General features: G+C 34.4%; 17 protein-coding genes. 13 read left to right on the top strand and 4 right to left on the bottom strand.

Features of this window, described 5'->3' with window-relative positions; all coding sequences use genetic code 11:
* The first annotated feature begins 4 nt into the window (after positions 1 to 4).
* The 10 genes from KF816_00840 to KF816_00795 all read left to right on the top strand — a co-directional run bounded on the left by KF816_00840 (position 5) and on the right by KF816_00795 (position 12,351).
* Positions 5 to 2,497: a YfhO family protein gene (locus KF816_00840; GenBank protein MBX3006548.1), complete on the top strand. Its 2,493-nt coding sequence runs from the start codon at positions 5 to 7 to the stop codon at positions 2,495 to 2,497.
* Entirely contained in the window at positions 2,498 to 4,015 is a 1,518-nt protein-coding gene (locus KF816_00835; protein ID MBX3006547.1) for an oligosaccharide flippase family protein, read from the top strand.
* Positions 4,002 to 4,910, top strand: coding sequence for a glycosyltransferase family 2 protein (locus KF816_00830; GenBank protein ID MBX3006546.1), 909 nt, complete (start codon positions 4,002 to 4,004; stop codon positions 4,908 to 4,910). Before KF816_00835 ends, KF816_00830 begins: the two co-directional genes overlap by 14 nt.
* A 2-nt stretch (positions 4,911 to 4,912) precedes the next feature.
* Complete coding sequence (locus tag KF816_00825) at positions 4,913 to 5,794, top strand: hypothetical protein (protein ID MBX3006545.1); 882 nt, start codon at positions 4,913 to 4,915, stop codon at positions 5,792 to 5,794.
* On the top strand, positions 5,795 to 6,805 hold the full coding sequence (pseB, locus tag KF816_00820) for a UDP-N-acetylglucosamine 4,6-dehydratase (inverting) (GenBank protein MBX3006544.1): 1,011 nt from the start codon (positions 5,795 to 5,797) through the stop codon (positions 6,803 to 6,805).
* A 67-nt stretch (positions 6,806 to 6,872) separates the two neighbouring features.
* Positions 6,873 to 8,075: a UDP-4-amino-4,6-dideoxy-N-acetyl-beta-L-altrosamine transaminase gene (gene pseC, locus KF816_00815; protein ID MBX3006543.1), complete on the top strand. Its 1,203-nt coding sequence runs from the start codon at positions 6,873 to 6,875 to the stop codon at positions 8,073 to 8,075.
* A gap of 1 nt (position 8,076) precedes the next feature.
* Positions 8,077 to 9,543: a UDP-2,4-diacetamido-2,4,6-trideoxy-beta-L-altropyranose hydrolase gene (locus KF816_00810; protein ID MBX3006542.1), complete on the top strand. Its 1,467-nt coding sequence runs from the start codon at positions 8,077 to 8,079 to the stop codon at positions 9,541 to 9,543.
* Complete coding sequence (gene pseI, locus KF816_00805; protein ID MBX3006541.1) at positions 9,540 to 10,589, top strand: pseudaminic acid synthase; 1,050 nt, start codon at positions 9,540 to 9,542, stop codon at positions 10,587 to 10,589. Before KF816_00810 ends, pseI begins: the two co-directional genes overlap by 4 nt.
* A gap of 24 nt (positions 10,590 to 10,613) precedes the next feature.
* On the top strand, positions 10,614 to 11,348 hold the full coding sequence (locus KF816_00800; protein MBX3006540.1) for a glycosyltransferase family protein: 735 nt from the start codon (positions 10,614 to 10,616) through the stop codon (positions 11,346 to 11,348).
* A 16-nt stretch (positions 11,349 to 11,364) separates the two neighbouring features.
* On the top strand, positions 11,365 to 12,351 hold the full coding sequence (locus KF816_00795) for a N(4)-(beta-N-acetylglucosaminyl)-L-asparaginase (GenBank protein MBX3006539.1): 987 nt from the start codon (positions 11,365 to 11,367) through the stop codon (positions 12,349 to 12,351).
* Between the two features lie 38 nt (positions 12,352 to 12,389).
* On the opposite strand, the gene prfA is transcribed toward KF816_00795, so the two are convergent.
* From prfA to KF816_00775, 4 genes are all read right to left on the bottom strand, one after another.
* On the bottom strand, positions 12,390 to 13,463 hold the full coding sequence (prfA, locus tag KF816_00790; GenBank protein MBX3006538.1) for a peptide chain release factor 1: 1,074 nt from the start codon (positions 13,461 to 13,463) through the stop codon (positions 12,390 to 12,392).
* Between the two features lie 61 nt (positions 13,464 to 13,524).
* The gene (locus tag KF816_00785) at positions 13,525 to 14,823 is read right to left on the bottom strand and encodes a glycosyltransferase family 2 protein (protein MBX3006537.1); all 1,299 of its coding nucleotides are present in this window, start codon (positions 14,821 to 14,823) and stop codon (positions 13,525 to 13,527) included.
* Positions 14,820 to 15,728 (bottom strand): tRNA (adenosine(37)-N6)-dimethylallyltransferase MiaA, encoded by a 909-nt coding sequence (gene miaA, locus KF816_00780; protein MBX3006536.1) that lies wholly within the window; start codon positions 15,726 to 15,728, stop codon positions 14,820 to 14,822. The genes KF816_00785 and miaA overlap by 4 nt, the downstream gene beginning before the upstream one ends.
* Before the next feature lie 92 nt (positions 15,729 to 15,820).
* A complete protein-coding gene (locus KF816_00775; protein ID MBX3006535.1) occupies positions 15,821 to 18,202 on the bottom strand; it encodes a GAF domain-containing protein in 2,382 nt (793 codons plus the stop codon).
* 28 nt (positions 18,203 to 18,230) lie between these two features.
* Between KF816_00775 and KF816_00770 the strand changes: the two genes are divergently transcribed.
* Genes KF816_00770 through KF816_00760 form a run of 3 tightly spaced genes read left to right on the top strand, consistent with a single transcriptional unit; the run spans position 18,231 to position 19,677 of the window.
* On the top strand, positions 18,231 to 18,854 hold the full coding sequence (locus tag KF816_00770) for a DNA-3-methyladenine glycosylase 2 family protein (protein ID MBX3006534.1): 624 nt from the start codon (positions 18,231 to 18,233) through the stop codon (positions 18,852 to 18,854).
* Between the two features lie 30 nt (positions 18,855 to 18,884).
* The gene (locus KF816_00765) at positions 18,885 to 19,451 is read left to right on the top strand and encodes a sigma-70 family RNA polymerase sigma factor (protein MBX3006533.1); all 567 of its coding nucleotides are present in this window, start codon (positions 18,885 to 18,887) and stop codon (positions 19,449 to 19,451) included.
* Positions 19,441 to 19,677, top strand: coding sequence for a hypothetical protein (locus tag KF816_00760; protein ID MBX3006532.1), 237 nt, complete (start codon positions 19,441 to 19,443; stop codon positions 19,675 to 19,677). Before KF816_00765 ends, KF816_00760 begins: the two co-directional genes overlap by 11 nt.
* The last annotated feature ends 79 nt before the right edge of the window (positions 19,678 to 19,756 follow it).

Below are 19,756 nucleotides of genomic sequence, written 5' to 3'. Positions count from 1 at the left end.
TAAAATGGCAAAGCAGTCAAAAAGTGAATCCACTCAAAAACCATCGGGCTTTGATCTTGATAAATTGATCCCGCAAAAATTTCATAATCTTGCCGCAATAGGATTAATTGTTCTTGTCTTTATAATTTTTTTCAATCCTATGTATTTCGGTGGCAAGAGTTTTCAGTCGGGCGATATTATTACAATTAAAAGTATGACTAGTTATGTCGAAAAAGATCGTGAGGGATTTTCATTGTGGAATCCATACATTTTTTGTGGAATACCGGCATATGCAACCGGCACTGAATTGCGCTGGTGGGATTTGATTGGCAATATATATTCTTATGGAAAATATTTGTTGGGACAAGTTTTTTCTGTTGAATATGCAATGCACACCATAAACTTATTTTTGATTGCTCTTACAAGTTTCTTTTTTATGAGATCCAGAAAAGCTGATGCGCTGATAAGTCTTGCTGTGGCTCTTGCGGCAACATTTAGTACGGGAATTGTGTTTTTTGTTTTTGTGGGGCATATTACAAAAATGATTAGTCTTGCAGCTTTCCCATTGATATTGATGATGCTGTTGAGGTTCAATGAAAGGATAAAGCTATTAGATGTTTTAATAATGATAGCGTTTATGCATTTTGTTGTTCTTGGCGCTCACGTTCAAATAATATTTTACATTTTCTTGACCGTAGCTATTTATTATATCTTTTATTTTATAAAATCATTATTGGGGAAAGATAAGTCCCTCACAAAGCAATTATTTAAATCGATCGGAGTGGTGGTAGTTTCAATAATTGTTGCGATGTTAATGTCGCTGGATACTTATGCTTCATTGTGGGAATATAATCAAACCTCAACACGCGGAACAAAAAGTATTATTGCTCAAGCCGACGAACAAAAAAGTGAACAGGAGTTTTATGATTACGCAACCAACTGGTCATTTTCTCCCGGCGAAATAATGACTTTTATTGTTCCTTCCTATTATGGTTTCGGAAACACCACTTATCAAGGTCCATTAACAAACAATGAGCCTGTTCAAGTTAATACTTACTTTGGGCCCATGCCTTTTGTTGATGTTGCAATGTATATGGGGTCAATAGTTTTCTTCTTGGGTCTATTTGGTTTCTATATAAAAAGAAAAGATCCCTTCGTGCAGTTTTTAGGCGTTGTAGTAATACTTTTCCTATTGATGTCGTTCGGGAAAAACTTTCCTCTTATCTATGATCTGTTTTATCACTATATGCCTTTCTTCAATAAATTCCGTGTTCCATCTATGATTCTTACAATAATTCAAATTTCGTTTCCGATAGTTGCGGGACTCGGGATTATGCAATTAATTGATTTGAAGAACCAGAATGACTTAAAGATAGAAAAGCCAATCCGTATCCTTACAATTGTTTTCGGATCTGCATTTTTGTTATCAATTGTTCTCGGTTCAGTAATTGGCGATTGGTTTATTTCCCACATTCAAAGTGCCGGTGAAAAAGGAATGCGTTTCCAACAAATTCACACTTGGATGGCAGATACATTCAGAACCGACTTAATTCTAAGTATGTTCTTTACATTTGCGGCTTTCGGCGCACTATATCTTTATATAAAGAATAAATTAAATATTAGTATTGCTGTAATAATTGTTGCGTTATTTATTCTAATAGATCTTTTTAGAATCGGCTCACGAGGTGCTCATTATTCAGATGATACTGATTTTAAAAATATATTTGCCCAACCCGATTATCTTACGGCAATTAAAAATCAAAAAGACTCTGAACCATATAGAATCTTGAACCTAAAAGAGCAGGGATTGGGGTCTCTTTCTCAAAATTCCAATTTCAACGTTTATTTTTTAGAGCAGGATTTTCACGGATACTCCTCTGTAAAACCAAGAACTTACCAGGATCTGATGGATGTTGCCGGACCTACAAATCCAACCCTTTGGCGTATGCTTAACGTAAAATATATTGCTGTTGATAAACCAGTTCAAATTCCGGGATTTACAGAAATTGCAAGTAACCCAAATACCGTCGTCTATAAAAATGAGAACGCTCTACCACGAGTATATTTAGTAGATTCAGTTGCGACTCTCCCCTCATTAGAAGTAATAAATTTAATTAAGGACAATTCTTTCGATCCTAAAAAGTTAGCGTTTCTAGAAGCTGAAAATATAAAAACAGAAAAGCCTGATAGTAGTGCTTCTTCAAAAATTATTAAATATGATGAAACATTGATACAAGTTGAGGTTAACGCGAGTGGAAACAACTTTTTATTCCTAGGAGATACTTACTATCCGAACGGCTGGAAAGCATTTATTAACGGAAGCGAGACTCCGATATACAGAGCAAATCATGGTTTTAGGGGAGTATTAGTTCCTAAAGGAAAGCATTTAGTTGAGTTTAAATATGAGCCCAAAAGTTTTGTGCTCGGTAAATATATTTCACTTGCTCTTAATTTAGCTTTAATTGGTTTATTTATCGCGAGCATTCTTTTTTCTAAAAAACATAAAGCAAAACAATAAATGTTCGGTAAGATTAAAAATTTCTTAAAAGATTCTGCAATCTATAGTGTAAGTAATGCGGCATATAAAGGTATGGGAGTAATTACACTCCCCATTTATTCCAAGTATCTTACTTTATCACAGTTTGGAATTTTTGTAATACTTGATCCCATAATTACAATTTTGGCGGAACTTCTTTCTGCGGGTCAAACTAATTCTATTCTTTATTTCGCAAAAGCAACTGAAGAGGTATCAAAAAGGAAAAAAGTATTTTTTACGATTACCATTTTAGTTGTTTCTATTAATTTACTATTTATTGTACTTGCGCACATTTGGGGCAATGGTATACTTTTAGCAATTGATCAATCGGGAGATATAACCGGATATCTTTTGTTTATAATTTATATAAGTGTATTTCGCTCTGTAAACAATTTGTTTTTAAATAAACTTCGCGCCGATGAAAACTCGATTGCATTTACAATAATTACTTTAATTAAAATAGCTTCCTTTGTACTGGCAATAATTGTCTTGGTAGCATTTTATTCATTTGGTATTTCGGGAATATTGTACGCTTATCTGTTTAGTGAGTTATTGATTTTTATTATTCTAGCATTCAAAATGTTTTCCCATTTTCAATTTGAGTTTCATTCAGGCATTGCTACGGAATCATTAAAGTTTGGATTTCCATTAATCTTTAGTGCTATTGGAATAATGTTATTGAACCTTAGCGATAGGTTCCTTCTGAATCATTTTATCGATAAATCATCAGTAGGTTTATACGATTTTGGTTATAGAATTGCCGGAATATTAAACATGTTTCTGATAATGCCATTCAACTTAACATTAATGCCTTCGGTTTATAATGTGTACAATACTCCCGGTTATGAAAGATATTATTCAAAGCTAATGACTTATTTATGTTTTATAACTGTTTGGGCCGGCCTTGCCATTTCTTTAATGAGCGAAGAGCTTGTTCGTCTATTCGCTTTAAACTCAGATTACAATAATGCTTATACGGTTGTGCCAATTATAATACTGGCCTATATTTTCAGTGCTGCACGAAATGTTGCTTCGATCGGCCTGCTGGTTAAGAAGAAAACTACATATATCGCACTATTAACACTTTCAATGGCTATTCTCAACATTGTGCTAAACATTTATTTAATTCCGAGGTATGGCTTTATTACTGCCGCCTACACAACTTTGTTTTCCTATTTTGTATTTCATATAGTAACAGAGTTAATTTCTAGAAAATACTTAGATATTAAATATGAAACGGGTAAATTGTTGATGCTGTTTGCCCTTGCAATCATTGTGTATTTATTTGCAGTTAATATTTTGAATGGCGTCTCCATATTTTCTTTTATTGTGAAACTTATTCTAATCGGAGTTTTTCCACTTTTACTTCTACCCGTTAAATTTTATGAAGAAATTGAAATCGCGACACTCAAAAAGATTTTTAATAACATCTCTAATTTTTCGGAAATAAAACGAATGATTAGTGATTTACTTTCCCAGAGACAAAATGGCGAAAAATAAACTTGAAATCTCCGCAGTTATCTGTAGTTATAATCGCGACAAATTTATTTTAGGGGCGCTGAATTCTCTTGCAGATCAATCTTTGCCCAAAGATGAATACGAAATCGTGATAATTAACAATAATTCTACCGATTCAACTGAAGTTCTTTCACTCGAGTTTATGAAGGACCACCCCGAATTTAACATCAAATATTTCGTTGAGAAGAACCAAGGTTTATCTTTTGCTAGAAACAGAGGTATTAAAGAGGCTTCTTCGGAGATTGTCTTTTTTATTGACGATGATGGTGTTGCTTCGAAAAATTACTTGGCTGAAGCGGTTAATTTTTTTAAGAATAATTCAAACATTTCCGCAGCAGGGGGCAAAGTAATTCCTATTTATGAAACCGGAAAAGAACCGGAATGGCTTTCAAAATATTTGTGGGGACTTGTCACAAAAGTCGATTATGGTGATGTACCAAGATTTTTCCCGGGGAATAAATATCCCGCGGGATGCAACATGGTTTTTCGCAAAAACGATTTGATTGAAGTTGGACTTTTTAACACCGACTTAAAATTAAGAAGCGACGACAAGTATATATTTGGAAAATTTAGAGAACACAATAAAAAGTTTCTTTATGTCCCAGAACTCATTGTACACCACCACATTGACAATTCCAGGGTTCAGCCGGCTTCAGTAAAAAGAATATCCACTATAGTGGGAGCTAGTGAAAGAGCAAGACTAAAAAACCATGGGGCGCTTTCTAACTTGATAAAAATCTGTGAATATAAGTTTAAATTTGTGGCGGCATTAATTTTAGCTGTTAGATTTTTATTCATGGGTGAATCATCAAAAGCAGAATATATAATTAAAAATCGCTGGTGGACTTTATTGGGATATTTTAAAAAGAGTTATTGATTATGAAATTATTAGAAATAACATATAAATATTTGATTGAGTTTACCCAATCTATCTTGTCTCTATTAAAAATATTGATTCTCTCAAAGTTTAATATTCAGCTCCCTCTAATCAATTCAAATGACGATTGTGTTATTCTGGCAAATGGTCCCTCTTTAAATGAGAGTCTGAAAAATGAGCTATCTATTATTTTAAATAGAAAAAAGTTTTGTGTAAATCATTTTGTCTTTTCTGATCGATATGCTGAGATCAAACCAGACTACTATGTACTTGCGGCCCCAGAGTTTTGGATTGAAAAACCAACCGAGTGGCATATTCAAATGAGAAATAAAGTGCATGCTGACCTAATTCGAAAAACTGATTGGAATATGATTTTATTTCTTCCACATAATGCTAAACGAAATAAGCTTTGGAACAAGCTGGAGTTAAAAAACAGCAACATTCGTACAGTGTATTTTAATAACACACCTGTTGAGGGACTACAAAGTATCAATCACCTACTTTTCAATCATAATTTGGGAATGCCTCGACCGCATAACGTATTAGTACCTACATTATTTCTTGCATTAAAGATGGGTTTTAAAAATGTACTTTTATTTGGCGCTGATCACTCGTGGCATGAGGAAATTAGAATTGATGAGGCAAATCAATTAACTGTAAACCATGAACACTTTTATGATAAATCAAAACAAATAATGCCTATGTATAAACTTGACGGAAAAGAATACTTTCTTCATGATGTCTTTAGAAAATTGCATTTGGCATTTAAAGGATATTTCATTTTAAAAGAATATGCTGATTATCTCGGATCAAAGATTCTAAACGCAAGTAAAAAAAGTTATATTGATGCGTTCGAAAAAATAAAATTATCTCCAGAGGAATAGATGCTCGAAAATAAAACAATATTAATTACTGGTGGAACCGGCTCATTTGGTAAAAAGTTTATACAAACTGTCCTTAAAAAATATTCACCAAAAAAAATTATTATTTATAGTCGCGATGAATTAAAACAATATGAAATGCAAAATGAGGCAAGGTTTCGCAAAGATGGTGTTTTAATGCGTTACTTTATTGGAGATGTTCGAGATCTCGAAAGACTGAAAATGGCAATGACCGGTGTTGATATCGTGATTCACGCGGCAGCGTTAAAACAAGTCCCGGCCGCAGAATATAATCCTTTTGAAGCTGTAAAGACAAACATAATTGGCGGACAAAATGTAATTGATGCCTCCTTTGCGGCAAATGTAAAACAAGTCATTGCTTTAAGTACAGATAAAGCCGCGGCTCCGATTAATCTTTATGGTGCAACAAAACTAGCATCAGATAAATTATTTATTGCGGCAAATAACTATAGAGGAATAAAAGATATAAAATTTTCAGTTGTTCGATATGGAAATGTAATGGGTAGCCGCGGCTCAGTAATTCCATATTTTCTTGCAAAAAAAAGTACCGGCACACTCCCAATTACAGATGAGCGAATGACCCGTTTTAATATTACTTTACAGGAAGGGGTTGATTTTGTTTTAGCGGCACTATCAAAAATGTGGGGCGGTGAATTATTTGTTCCTAAAATACCTTCATATAACATAAAGGATTTAGCTGAAGCAATTGCTCCAGAATGTAAAATTGAAATTGTCGGCATTCGTCCGGGTGAAAAACTCCATGAAGAAATGATTACGTCAACAGATGCAATTAATACAATTGAATTTGATTTTTATTATGTGATCCTTCCGGCTACAGAAATTTGGAATATCGAAAAATTCCGTAAAGAGAGTTCTACCTTTCCCGGAAAACTTTGTGAATATGGTTTTAGTTATAACAGTGGCTCAAATCCAAAATTTCTTACAGTACCCGAAATAAAAAAATTAATTGAACAAAATGTGATTGGAGAGTAATCTCAATTAAAAGTATAAATAGTACTAATTGCGACAATTCAACTACAGTAAATAGAGATTAAGTGAAATGAAACATGATAAGTCAAAGGTAAAATCGAATTCTTCACAAATATATTATTACGGCAAACAATCAATTAGCTCTTCAGATGTTGATGCGGTTGCTAAAACACTTGTTTCTAATCTTATAACACAGGGCCCTGTCTCTCAACAATTTGAAAATGAATTAAGTAAGTATTTTGGTTCAAAACATGCCTCGGTTATAGCTAATGGCACAGCAGGATTGCATTTGATAGCGCTTGCTTTAGGATGGAAGCCAAATGATTTAGTAATTACAACTCCAATTACATTTTTAGCTAGTGCTAATTGTGCTATTTATGCCGGCGCTGATGTTGATTTTGTTGATATTGATCCGACTTCATACACTATTGACCCCAACAAACTTGAAGATAAAATTATAAAACTGAAAAAATCTAAAAAAAACATTAAAGCTGTTGTTGCGGTTGATTATGCGGGGCATCCTTGTGATTGGAAAAGTTTGCTATTCCTTAAAGAAAAATATGGATTCCAATTAGTTAATGATTTTTGCCATGCTCTTGGCGCGGAATACAATAACAGTAAGCACTATGCCGTAAAATATGCTGATGCGGTAAACTTAAGTTTTCATCCGGTTAAACATATAACAACCGGTGAAGGAGGGGCGATTTTAACAAATAACAATGAGCTCGACAGGAAAATTAAAACTTTACGTACTCATGGAATGATAAAGGATTCTAACGTTTTAACCCAGAATGATGGTCCTTGGTATTATGAAATGCATGAGGTTGGTTTTAACTATAGAATTACAGATTTTCAATGCGCTCTGGGAATTAATCAACTTAAAAAATTAGATCAATTTTTACTGGAGAGAAGAGGAATTGCTCAATATTATAACGAAGCGTTTAAAAATATTGACGCGATCCAAATACCCAAGATTGCAAAAGGGGTTAAGCACGCATATCATCTTTATCCCCTATTGATTAACTTCAAAAAGTTAACGATTGATAAACTTACTCTTTACAATAATTTAAAAAATGACCGTGTAGTATTTCAGGTACATTATATTCCCGTTCATCTGCAGCCCTATTATAAAAACCGATATGGCTTTAAAATGGGAGATTTTCCAATAGCTGAAAATTTTTACGATTCTGAAATTTCAATTCCAATTTTTCCAGGATTGAAAAAAACAGACCTCAATTATATTTCAAAAACTATAATTAAGAATTTGGTTTGAGATGAAAGTTTCCATTGTAACTGAAGGATTTCAAAATACAGGGTATGGTCACATAACCAGGTGTCTCTCATTATACCAGGCTTTTAATTCAAGAGACATCTCCACGACTCTGTATGTAAATGGTGATATAAATTCAGCTCAGATATTAAGAAACACATATCATGAAATAATTGACTGGATGAATGAGCGCGAGTTGCTCTTTTCCAAATTACGAACAAGTAATATCATTATAGTCGATTCCTATTTGGCCGACAAAGATTTTTATGAGAGTATTTTTCCATTAACACAATACCCGGTTTTTATTGACGATAACCGCCGACTCGAGTATCCTCCAGGAATAATATTAAATGGTTCTATTTATGGAGAAAGTATGAATTATCCCTCTCCAAAAGAGGGCGCCAATTTGCTCGGAGCTAAATATATTCCAGTTCGTAATGAATTTTGGGATGTACCGGATAAACCGGTGCGTGTTGATATAAATTCCGTTTTAATCACATTTGGCGGACAAGATATAAGAAATCTTACTCCAAGAATACTCCGCTCTCTTTCAAGAAATTATCCTTCACTAAAAAAGAATGTTGTTATCGGGAGCGGGTTTGCAAATATAGATCAGATCAACGAAGCCAAAGACAAGAATACTATATTGCACTATGCCCCCGATGCTTCGATGATGCTGCAGTTAATGCTTGAAGCGGATGCGGCAATAACCGCCGCTGGTCAAACAATTTATGAATTAGCGCGGGTTGGCGTTCCTACGATTGCTATTGCTGTTGTAGATAATCAACTTAACAGTTTAGCGGGGTGGTTCAAAGAAGGATTTTTGCTTGACAATATTAATTACTTAAATCCAAATCTCGAGCATAAAATTCTACTCTCATTTTCGAACTTGAAAAAACGTCCCGTGAGGGAGAAACTTTCAAAATTAGGAAAACAAAAAGTTGATGGCGGCGGGGCAAAACGGGTCGTGCAATCATTAGTTGACCAGATTGCGGCGCCATTCGGTTTTTATTTAAGACGCGCAAATGAAAAAGACGCAAGTGTAATTTTGAATTTATCAAATGATAGAATAGTTCGAATGAATTCAATTAATCAAAATCCAATTGCGTGGAATGAACATGTTGTTTGGTACAATGATAAAATAAGAGATATTAATACGTTGTTCCTTTTAGCCTTTAATAAAAATGATGCTTTTATTGGACAAGTCCGTTTCGACATTAACGAAGCTATTGCCTCTATAAACATAAGCATTGATAAAGAGTTTAGGGGAAAGGGATTTTCAAAAAGTTTAATATTTACAGCTAGTTTTAAATTACTCAAGGAATATCCGGAAGTGAGTGCAATTAAAGCATATATACGGCCACAAAACACTCCTTCGATAAAGGCTTTTTCGAAAGCAGGTTATACTCTTGCTCCAGATGAATTAATTAACAATGAAAAATTTCTGGTTTATATAATGGCGCGCCAATGAAAAGTTTTACAATCAAAAACTTTGAAATCGGCAAGACTAAAAAAGTTTTTATTATTGCCGAACTCTCTGCAAATCATAATCAAAATTTTGATGTTGCCATTAATTCGCTAAGGGCCATAAAGGATTGCGGCGCAGATGCAGTAAAAATTCAAACATACACTCCCGATACTATTACATTAAAAAGTGATAAAGAATTTTTTAAGATTGAGCAGGGCACGATTTGGGACGGAAAAACTCTATATGATCTTTACAAAGAAGCATATACTCCCTGGGAGTGGCATCCTAAATTAAAAAAAGTAGCTGATGATCTAGGGCTAATATTTTTTTCCTCTCCATTCGATTACAGTGCAGTTGATTTTCTCGAGAAATTAGATGTACCAGCATACAAAATAGCTTCCTTTGAAATTGTTGATATACCATTAATTGAATATGCCGCATCAAAAGGAAAGCCGATAATTATTTCTACTGGCATTGCAACCTATGAAGAAATAGACAATGCTCTGCTTGCTTGTAAAAAAATGAGCAATCAACAAATTGCTCTATTGAAGTGTACTTCCTCCTATCCCGCTCCAATTGATGAAGCAAATCTTAAAGCAATATCTTTTTTAGAAAGAAAGTTTAAAGTGCCGGTGGGGTTGTCTGATCATACTCTTGGCATCACTGTTCCAATAGCGGCAACAGCGCTTGGAGCAAAAATTATTGAAAAACATTTTATAATCGACCGTTCAATCGGTGGTCCCGATTCTTCGTTTTCTTTAGAACCCTCACAATTTAAACAAATGGTGGATTCTGTAAGAGAAGCTGAAAACGCAATAGGTAAAGCATCATTGAAACTCTCCGAAAAAGTAGTTGCTTCAAGAAAATTTGCACGCTCGCTGTTTGTGGTATCTGATATAAAAGCCGGTGAATTATTTACTATAAAAAATATCAGATCAATTCGTCCTGCCGATGGCATTTCTCCCAAATATTTAAATGAAATACTTGGCAAAAAAGCTGCCTCCGATATAGAAAAAGGAACTCCTCTTAATTGGGATTTAATTAATTGATACTAGATATAATGTAAAGAAACTATGCACAACTATTCAGTAATTATTCAAGCTAGAATGGGATCTACTAGATTACCGGGAAAAATATTAAAGCCACTCTCCGGTAAACCGATGTTACTACACGTTTATGAGCGATTGCAAAAATCAGCATATATTAATCAAACTATAATTGCCACAACCGATTTATCAGAAGACGATACTGTTGAGAACTTTTGTGCATTAAATAACATTAAATGCTTTCGCGGAAGTTCGGATGACGTACTCTCCCGTTATTATCATACTGCTCACAAATATAATTGTGAAGTTATAATTAGAATTACAGCAGACTGCCCCTTGATCGATCCTTTTATTATAGATAAAATGATTTTAGAATTCGAAAACAATATTGATAAAGTTGATTACCTCAGCAATACATTAATCCGCTCTTTCCCGCGCGGATTGGACACAGAGATATTTAAGTTAAATGCCCTTGCAAGAGCATTTAACAATGCAACATCAACCTTCGACCGTGAGCATGTAACTCCATATATTTATAATAATCATGAAATATTTAGATTAATAAACTTCGCAAATGAAATTGATTTATCAGCTCATCGTTGGACTGTAGATACGATAGAAGATTTCAATCTAGTAGAGATTATCTACAATAAATTGTTTGAGACTACATCAATATTTTTATTAGATGATATTCTCGAACTGTTTAGACAAGACCCCTCATTATTTGATATCAATAAAAGTGTGATGCAAAAGAATAATTAACTATTCCGGAATTTATATGCGGCTCACCAGACGTAATTTTATAAAATCGGGCTCTATTGCCGGCGGCGGGTTATTACTAAATAGTTTTCCGACGACTAATTCTTTGGGAAGGCATATCAATTTGTCTGAGTCGCCAATCACAGTTTTAACTACATGGGATTTTGGAATACACTCTAACGCAGTTACTTATAAAATGATGCTGGAGGGAAATACTTCAATCGATTCAATTGAAAAGGGTATTCATGTTGCTGAAAGTGATCCCAACAATCATTCGGTAGGATATGGCGGTTATCCCGACGAGAAAGGATTTGTAACATTGGATGCATCAATTATGGATTGGAGAGGAAATGCCGGTTCTGTTGCTGCTCTTGAGAATATCAAACATCCAATTTCGGTTGCAAGATTAATTATGGAAAAAACAGAACATGTAATGCTTGCCGGAGAGGGGGCAAAGGATTTTGCCATAGAAAATAATTTTATTGAAGAAAATTTATTGACTGACGATTCAAAGAAATGGTGGCTTCAGAAATTGAAAGAATTCCCTCATGGTGAATTTCGTAATCACATCTACAATCACGATACTATAGGAATGCTGGCAATTGATAAATTTAACAACATGAGTGGTGGTGTCTCGTCAAGCGGTATGGGATTTAAGGTTCGGGGTCGAGTAGGTGATTCTCCAATTATTGGAGCGGCTTTATTTGTAGATAATCAGATAGGCGGTGCTGTTGCAACAGGAAATGGCGAATTTGTTATGAAGACTCTTGGTAGTTTTCTTATTGTTGAAAAAATGCGTGAAGGTTTATCTCCTCAAAAAGCATGTAAACTTGCGGTAGAAAGAGTGTTTAAGTTTACGAAGAAACAAAAAAATATTCAGGTTGGGTTTTTGGCGTTAAACAAATTTGGAGAATATGGTGCTTATTCTCTAAATGAGGACTTTTCTTACAGTATAACCAATAAAAATAAAAACGAAGTTGTACAAAGCGATTATCTGATAAAGTAGAGAACAAATATGTTGATTTTCAATTCGATGGTTTGATGTTATAAAGCCGCTTGTAATTTTTCTGTCCTATCCGCAATCTTCAATTTTTCAATCAGTAGATTTAAATCCCCCTCAATTATATCCGATAGATTATAAAGCGTTAATCCTATTCTGTGATCAGTAACTCTATTCTGTGGGAAGTTATAGGTTCTAATTTTATCGCTTCTATCGCCACTTTTAACCATTGATTTCCGCTGGGCGGCAATTTCATTATTCTGTTGGCTCGATTTCAAATCATAAAGACGGGCTTTTAAAACTTTCATGGCTTTCAGTCGGTTTTTAAGTTGGCTCCTCTCATCCTGGCATTGTACTACGAGTCCGGTCGGGATGTGTGTAATTCTAATAGCTGTTTCAACTTTATTTACGTTTTGACCTCCGGCTCCTCCGCTTCTATAAACATCAATTCTTAACTCAGATGGATCAATATTAATTTCAACATCCTCAACTTCGGGAAGTATAACTACCGAAGCTGCAGACGTATGAACTCTACCGCTTGCTTCTGTTGCTGGAACTCTCTGAACTCGATGCACCCCGCTCTCAAATTTCAAATCTCCAAAAACACTTGTACCGCTTAAACTAAAAACAACTTCTTTTAATCCGCCCAGACCGGTATCATTATAATCAATCACTTCCTTTTTCCAATTTCTGATTTCAGCATAGCGGGAATACATCCTGTAGAGATCAGCTGCGAATAATCCGGCTTCTTCACCCCCTGTTCCGGCGCGAATTTCAAGGATAACGTTTTTGTCATCATCGGGATCTTTTGGTATTAGAAGAAACTTAATTTCCTCTTCCATTCTTACTACTTGTTCTTTTAATTCCTTTAATTCCGATTCGGCGATCTCGGTCAGTTCGGTATCTTCGCCATTGTCAATAATTTCCTGATTACCTCTAATATTTTTTAGTAACTGTTCATATTTAACAAATGCTTCGGCGATATCAGAAAGCTGATTTCTTTCTCTATTTAAGGAGACATATTTCTGTTGATCAGAAACAATATCTGGATTCGACAACTGCTCAGTTATCCTATCGTATTTGTCTTTAATCCCTTTTAATCTTTCAATAAGATCCATAGTGCCTCTAAAATTGGGGGAGAAATATAGAAAAGTTTGATGTTATAATCTCATATACATATCAAGCGATTTTCCTAAGGATTGAGAGATATTCAAGCTGTATTTCCAACTTTGGTATACTTTGATTTCCGCGGTTTGGGTGATTAACTCTTAATTCTTCAAACATCATGTCAAGAGCATCAAACATATTCATTGAGGGATATCCATTATCTCTCAAGTAGTGGATAAGTTTCATAGTTTTAAAACTATCGAACCAATTCTTTTTTTGAATAAATAGTTGCCTTGGACTTTTTGAGTTTGTTAGAATTTTTTTCCAGTTTTCTAAAAAATTTTGTTCCGTTAAAAAATTAACCAGCGCGTTATCGATATTGCCGGCTTTTTCTATAAGCACTTCGGGATTAGAGGATTCCTCAGAGTTAAAAAGTTCAAGCCACCGTTTTAGAATAATGAATGAGGCGGGATTATAGAGAAGATATTCATCTTGCTTCTCTTCGATAAAGCGGTTTACTCTTTGTCCCGTTCCAAATGGAACACGCCACGACTGCCGAGAAGATGGATAAACAGTAGTATTCCCAATTTTACCCACAGTAGAAATTTTTGATAATTTTTCCAGAAAATAAAAATCTTCCCCCGCCCTCTTTTTATTCATTCCGCCAACTTTTACATATACATCGGTTGTACAAATAATGGTTGAGCCAATGGAGTGAAAAGCATAAGTGGATCCGGCATAAATTAATCCCATCACATAATAACGGAGAAATATCTCATAACATACAATTGCACTTTTTTCTATTTCGGTCGCATCAAATTGGTGCTCAAAATTCACATAAGCGGCCTCCAAATTTGTATTGTTAAATTCTGAAACTATTTCTGATAAATAATTTTCGGCTACTGTGCAGTCAGCATCAAGCCAGATTAACAATTTTTTATTCGCCGACTCGTAATTGAATAATCGCAGAGCTTTATCACATCCCAACTTTCGCGCTAAGCCAACACCAACATCTTTCCCTTTTAATTCATTCCCGGCGGTTGATGCATCAATTAGCGCAAGATTAAGATTACATTTTTCATCTAATGCATAACTAATAATTAAATCAATTGTTTTTCTGTTATCATCAAGTACTTCGTTTGAAGCATTCTCTCCATTATTTACTACAACCAGAATAAGTGTTTTCGACAATATCTCACTTCTATTCTTCCTTAATGAATCTATTAATTTTGGAATGTTCTGAAATTCAGCCAAAGCGGGCATTACAACAATGTAGTCATAAAATTTGTTTGTAAAAGTTTTTACTTCCCGATTAATCGTCCCAAATTTATTTAGATAACTTTCCACATATAAAGGCAACGCTTTTTTCATATAGAAAAATGATTTTCTTCTAGAATTTTTTCGGCTGAGTTATAATCTTCATATTGAATCCAATGAATTTTAACCCCCTCTTTCTCCATTTTTCTAAACCAGGTCATCTGTCTTTTTGCAAACGCATGTATCGAGCTATTAAGTTTTTGAAACATATCATTATAATTTAATTCCCCCAACAGATATTTCGAAACATATCGGTATTCCAATCCAAAAAAATCTAACTTTTCTTTGCTGATACTGCTTTTCATAAGTAAATCAACCTCTTCAATCATTCCTTCTTTTAATCTTTTTTTCAATCGTTCCGTAATTCTTTTTTTTATCATTTCTCTATCCGCAGCAACTCCAATATTCAATGAGTTAATAACAATTTTGTTATTCTTTATTTCATGGTTTGATTCAGCCACAAGAATTGCTTGTATAGTTCTTTCTTTGTCAAGTATATCGGTAGAGTTATGAAGATTAGTAGTAAGTCCTATTAAAATATCTATTAGTTCATTGAGCTTTAGTTTTGAAAGTTCGTCACGCCTGTTTTGGTTAACACTCACCTCATTAAGCTTGTAATTTTGTAGAATTGAACTTAGGTATAGCCCCGTGCCGCCTGCAAGAAATGGAATTTTTCCTTTACCAATTATATTGGAATAGCTTATAAAAAAACGCTTTGTGAATTCATATAAATTAAATTCTTCATTAGGGGTAATAATATCAATTAAATGATATTCAACAACTTTATCATCGACAGCATAATCAACTAAATCTTTTCCGGTCCCAATATTCATTCCAACATAAACTTGTCGTGAATCTGCCGAAATTATTTCTCCATCAAATTTTGCCGCAAGTTTTGCTGCTAAGCGTGTTTTTCCAACTGCGGTTGGTCCCAGTATTGTGATTAGATTATATTGCATTGAAATGAAAAGGCCATCCCATCCTCTCTGTACAAAAGGATCTATGATTTATTTTGAACTGATTATGAAGAGCAAATTCTAATCCGAGATTATTAGTAAGAAGTAGCAACCGGTAATGTTATAATAAAAGTTGCACCCTGACCCACAGTACTCTCGACTTCAATTTTGCCGCTGTGTGCTTCAACCAACTTTCTCGTGATCGATAAGCCAAGTCCGGTACCCTCTTTTTTTCCGTAAGACATGAATGGCTCAAAAATTTTATCCTTTAAAGCTTCCGAAATTCCAAGTCCGTTATCTTTAATTAATATCTTAACGTTTTTATCTGTCCGTTTGGTTGAAACAACTATTTGTCCCCCATCAGGCATCGCATCACATGCATTTTTTATTATATGCATGTATGTTTGGAAAAACTCTTTCACATCTAATTTAACTGTTACATCTTTATCAAGTTCATTTTTAATTTGGCTTTTCCTGTTCTCAACGTAAGCATCCACTCGCGATTTATAATCGGCAAGTGTATTATTTAAGCTCACCGATAAAGTTCTTAAAATTGTTTTACCTTCAGAATAGCTAGAAGTGGTTTGAACAATATCGGCAACTTGTGTAAGTTGTTCGAGAAGCATTTCAATTACCTGAGCAACATCTGCAGTTAATTGTTTTGTGAGAAGATGCTCGGCATATCTTTTGCTTACCAGCACCGGTTTCTTTATATCTTGAATTAAAAAATTCGCCATTTTACCTAGTGAATGAACCCGTTCTGTTTGCAGGAGTTTCTCGACTAGTTCAGCATTTTGTATGGCGATTGCGGAATGGACAGACAATGCATTTAAAAATTCTTCATCCCTTTTGGTAAATTCTCCATGAGCGCAATTTAACAGTTGTAGTACACCAATAATTTCTCCCTGCTTATTCTTAATTGGAAAGCAGATCATGTTTTTTGTAACATAGCCAGAAGATTTATCATAATCAGATTTAAATCGTGGGTCCTTTTGCACATTAGGAATATTTATTGTCTCTCCGGTTTTCGCTACATATCCAGCTAAACCTTCTCCAATTTTGAGCCTTATTTCTTTCATCTCTTCCCCTAATGCAACGAGAGACCAGATTTCCCCCTTCTCTTTTTCGACGAGATATAAGCTGCCTCTATCGGCGTTAGTAAGTTCCGCGGCTACATCAACAATTGCTTTTAATGCTTCATCTACCCTGACTGTTGAATTAACAATTTGTGCCGCTTGAATAATCATCTCTAATTCATCGCGACTCATAAGCTCTTTCCCCTGATCTTTTTTATCAAATTCATTTGAAAATTTTGCGCTATGAGCTTTTGCATTTTCAAGCTCCTTCAATTTTTGATCAGCTTCATCAAAAATTTCTTCTGCTCCATATTCTTTAGTTGTACGGGGATATGGTGATATTGTTATTTCTCTTTTGGGAATATCATGCTGTTCTTCGTTTGGCAACTTATCATCATTTAACTCGGATTCCTCTTTTGTTGAAAAAGTGCCTTCAGCCTTAATCTCTTTTATTTCGGGTGCACTGGTATACTCTTTTGTTAAAGTAGAAAAGAATGAATCATCTTCTTTATTAAAGTTTTCGTCTAGTGGAGGTTTTTTCTCAAAATCAAAAGAATCGCTGCCGCTTAAAATATTAAACAAAGCGTCGTCCAATTCAGTTGAGCCCACAAAAGTTTGATCAGGCATTTTTGCAGGTTTATCTTCTAGATCGGGTAACTCAAATTCTGATTTTGGAATTCCATCTTCATTAAAAAAGGAAGAGTCGTTAAATGGGAAATTCGAATCTTTATTTTCTTCCCCCTTTGTTTCTTCCGGTTTGTTTTCGGGAACACCGGTAAATGAAATTTTTTCTAAAGGTTGAATTAAATTATCATAACCTGACTTAGAAACATCTGAAATAGAATTAAAATAGCTGGGTGGTTCCTCTGTATCTGGTTGTGATTTTAAATAGTCGGGTTCCTCTTCGGGTTCAATTTCGCTGGTGAATTGTGGAGCAACCTCATTACTTGTAAATTCTTCTTTGAGAGGAGTAAACGCGTTTGTTTTCAAGGCTTCATCATCAAGCTGAGATACCGGTTCGCGCAGATTAACAATTATCTCATCATTTTGTTTTATCAGCAGATCAATTTCATTTCTTGATAATGTTATTAGATACGAATCTCGTAAAGCCACCGCCGTAGATGTTCTTGAAGTTTCTTCAAAATATTCATCATGCCCTAAAAAATCATTTTCAGTAAAAATGTAAGACTTTGTTTTTCCTAACAGTCTCTTTTTTAAAACATTTATTTCGCCGCTAATTACTAAATAGATTTCTTCAGCGGGATCTCCCTCTCTGTATAATATTTCTCCTTCCCCAATTGTAACTAACCGGCCAATTATGCCTCGCAAGTTGATACTGGAAATATCTACATTTTTGAGTAACTTATTACGGCTTAACGTAATTAATAATTGATTTTCCATTTCAGAATCTTTTAATAAATAATTAAATATGAAAATGAACAAAAACTTGATTGCGGCTAAACATCTTTCAAAAAATGATAAACTTTTATCAACAATAATAAAAAGTAATGGCATTCGCAATTTAACATCAAATAATAAGTACTTCAATTCTTTATTGGATGCCATTATCGGGCAGCAATTGTCGATTGCCGCCGCCGCGACCATCAGAAAACGGTTCTACGCTTTCTTCAGCAATAAGCCAATCCCAGAACTAATCCTTGAAAGCGATGATTCGAACCTCAGAGCTTGCGGCCTTTCGAATGCAAAAGTTAAGTATGTAAAAGATTTATCGCTAAAAGTCGTTTCGAAAGAAATTTCACTCCGGAATTTCTCGAAAAAAACAGACGAAGAGGTTATTGAACTTCTCACGAAAGTAAAAGGTGTTGGTATTTGGACAGCACATATGTTTTTAATATTTACTCTTGGGAGGGAAAATGTTTTGCCGGTTGGGGATCTAGGAATTAGAAAAGCTATAATGCAGATTTATAAACTTCCTGAAATGCCCGACGAATTAACGGTTCAAAAAATTGCCTCTAAAAATAAATGGCACCCATTCTGTTCCCATGCTTCGTTATATTTGTGGTCGTATTTAGATAATTCTCCAAAATTGTAGAATCTTTATTAGAGGGAAGTCATCCAATATATGTCCGAACAAGAACTTATTGAGCAAGCTAAAGAAGGTAATCGCGCCGCGATGTCTGCATTGGTTAAAAATTATGAACAAACGGTTTATAATTTTTCTTTTAAGATTTGCCGGAACAAAGATAAAGCAGAACACACAATGCAGGAAACCTTCTTAAGCATGATAAAACATCTTGATCAATTTTCCGGCAATTCTAAATTGTCAACTTGGCTCTACAGAGTGGTTTCTAATCATTGCTTAATGCTTGCCCGTTCGCAGAATAAGTATGAGTACGCCTCATTTGAAAATGAAGATTCTGATATTGACGAAAAGAGTATTGCGGATTGGAATATTTCTCCAGATAATATTCTAGAAAATGAAGAATTAAAAAAACAGCTTGATAATGCAATTCAGCAGCTACCTGCCGAATACCGAGTTGTTTTTTTATTAAGGGATGTTGAAGAATTTTCTACTGAAGAAACAGCAAATATGTTGGAGCTGAGCGTACCGGCGGTTAAATCGAGGCTTCATAGAGCGAGAGCATTTTTAAGAAATGAATTAAATAAGATGATGAACAATGGAAGATAAAAAGCCAACATGTAAAGATGTGATGTATCACATCTGCGATAATTTGGGTGAGGAGTTAAATTCCCCCACATGTATAGAGATAAAGAGTCATCTCCAAAAATGTGATAACTGTAAAAATTACTTTCACTCAGTTGAAACAACAATAGAGTTTTACAAAAAATATAATGCTCAAATTACCAAAGAGACCCACATTCGATTATTTGAATTTCTTGGATTAAAAGAATAGCTGAATATCTCCTCTAATCATAATCCTGATCTCTTGAAACTACTAAGTGCATAATTTATTTTTGATTTATTGTTACGCA

The organism is Melioribacteraceae bacterium (assembly GCA_019638015.1).
Classification (GTDB): Bacteria; Bacteroidota; Ignavibacteria; order Ignavibacteriales; family Melioribacteraceae; genus JAHBUP01.
This window is presented reverse-complemented; position numbering and strand designations above follow the sequence as displayed.

Bases quoted from the DNA above. Each gene is read 5' to 3' on its own strand.
- KF816_00830 (MBX3006546.1), top strand. From the start codon at position 4,002: ATGGCGAAAAATAAACTTGAAATCTCCGCAGTTATCTGTAGTTATAAT.
- KF816_00785 (MBX3006537.1), bottom strand. From the start codon at position 14,823: ATGAAAAAAGCGTTGCCTTTATATGTGGAAAGTTATCTAAATAAATTT.
- KF816_00800 (MBX3006540.1), top strand. From the start codon at position 10,614: ATGCACAACTATTCAGTAATTATTCAAGCTAGAATGGGATCTACTAGA.
- KF816_00770 (MBX3006534.1), top strand. From the start codon at position 18,231: ATGAAAATGAACAAAAACTTGATTGCGGCTAAACATCTTTCAAAAAAT.
- pseC (MBX3006543.1), top strand. From the start codon at position 6,873: ATGAAACATGATAAGTCAAAGGTAAAATCGAATTCTTCACAAATATAT.
- miaA (MBX3006536.1), bottom strand. From the start codon at position 15,728: ATGCAATATAATCTAATCACAATACTGGGACCAACCGCAGTTGGAAAA.
- KF816_00760 (MBX3006532.1), top strand. From the start codon at position 19,441: ATGGAAGATAAAAAGCCAACATGTAAAGATGTGATGTATCACATCTGC.
- prfA (MBX3006538.1), bottom strand. From the start codon at position 13,463: ATGGATCTTATTGAAAGATTAAAAGGGATTAAAGACAAATACGATAGG.
- KF816_00840 (MBX3006548.1), top strand. From the start codon at position 5: ATGGCAAAGCAGTCAAAAAGTGAATCCACTCAAAAACCATCGGGCTTT.
- KF816_00765 (MBX3006533.1), top strand. From the start codon at position 18,885: ATGTCCGAACAAGAACTTATTGAGCAAGCTAAAGAAGGTAATCGCGCC.
- KF816_00835 (MBX3006547.1), top strand. From the start codon at position 2,498: ATGTTCGGTAAGATTAAAAATTTCTTAAAAGATTCTGCAATCTATAGT.
- pseB (MBX3006544.1), top strand. From the start codon at position 5,795: ATGCTCGAAAATAAAACAATATTAATTACTGGTGGAACCGGCTCATTT.
- KF816_00810 (MBX3006542.1), top strand. From the start codon at position 8,077: ATGAAAGTTTCCATTGTAACTGAAGGATTTCAAAATACAGGGTATGGT.
- KF816_00775 (MBX3006535.1), bottom strand. From the start codon at position 18,202: ATGGAAAATCAATTATTAATTACGTTAAGCCGTAATAAGTTACTCAAA.
- KF816_00825 (MBX3006545.1), top strand. From the start codon at position 4,913: ATGAAATTATTAGAAATAACATATAAATATTTGATTGAGTTTACCCAA.
- pseI (MBX3006541.1), top strand. From the start codon at position 9,540: ATGAAAAGTTTTACAATCAAAAACTTTGAAATCGGCAAGACTAAAAAA.
- KF816_00795 (MBX3006539.1), top strand. From the start codon at position 11,365: ATGCGGCTCACCAGACGTAATTTTATAAAATCGGGCTCTATTGCCGGC.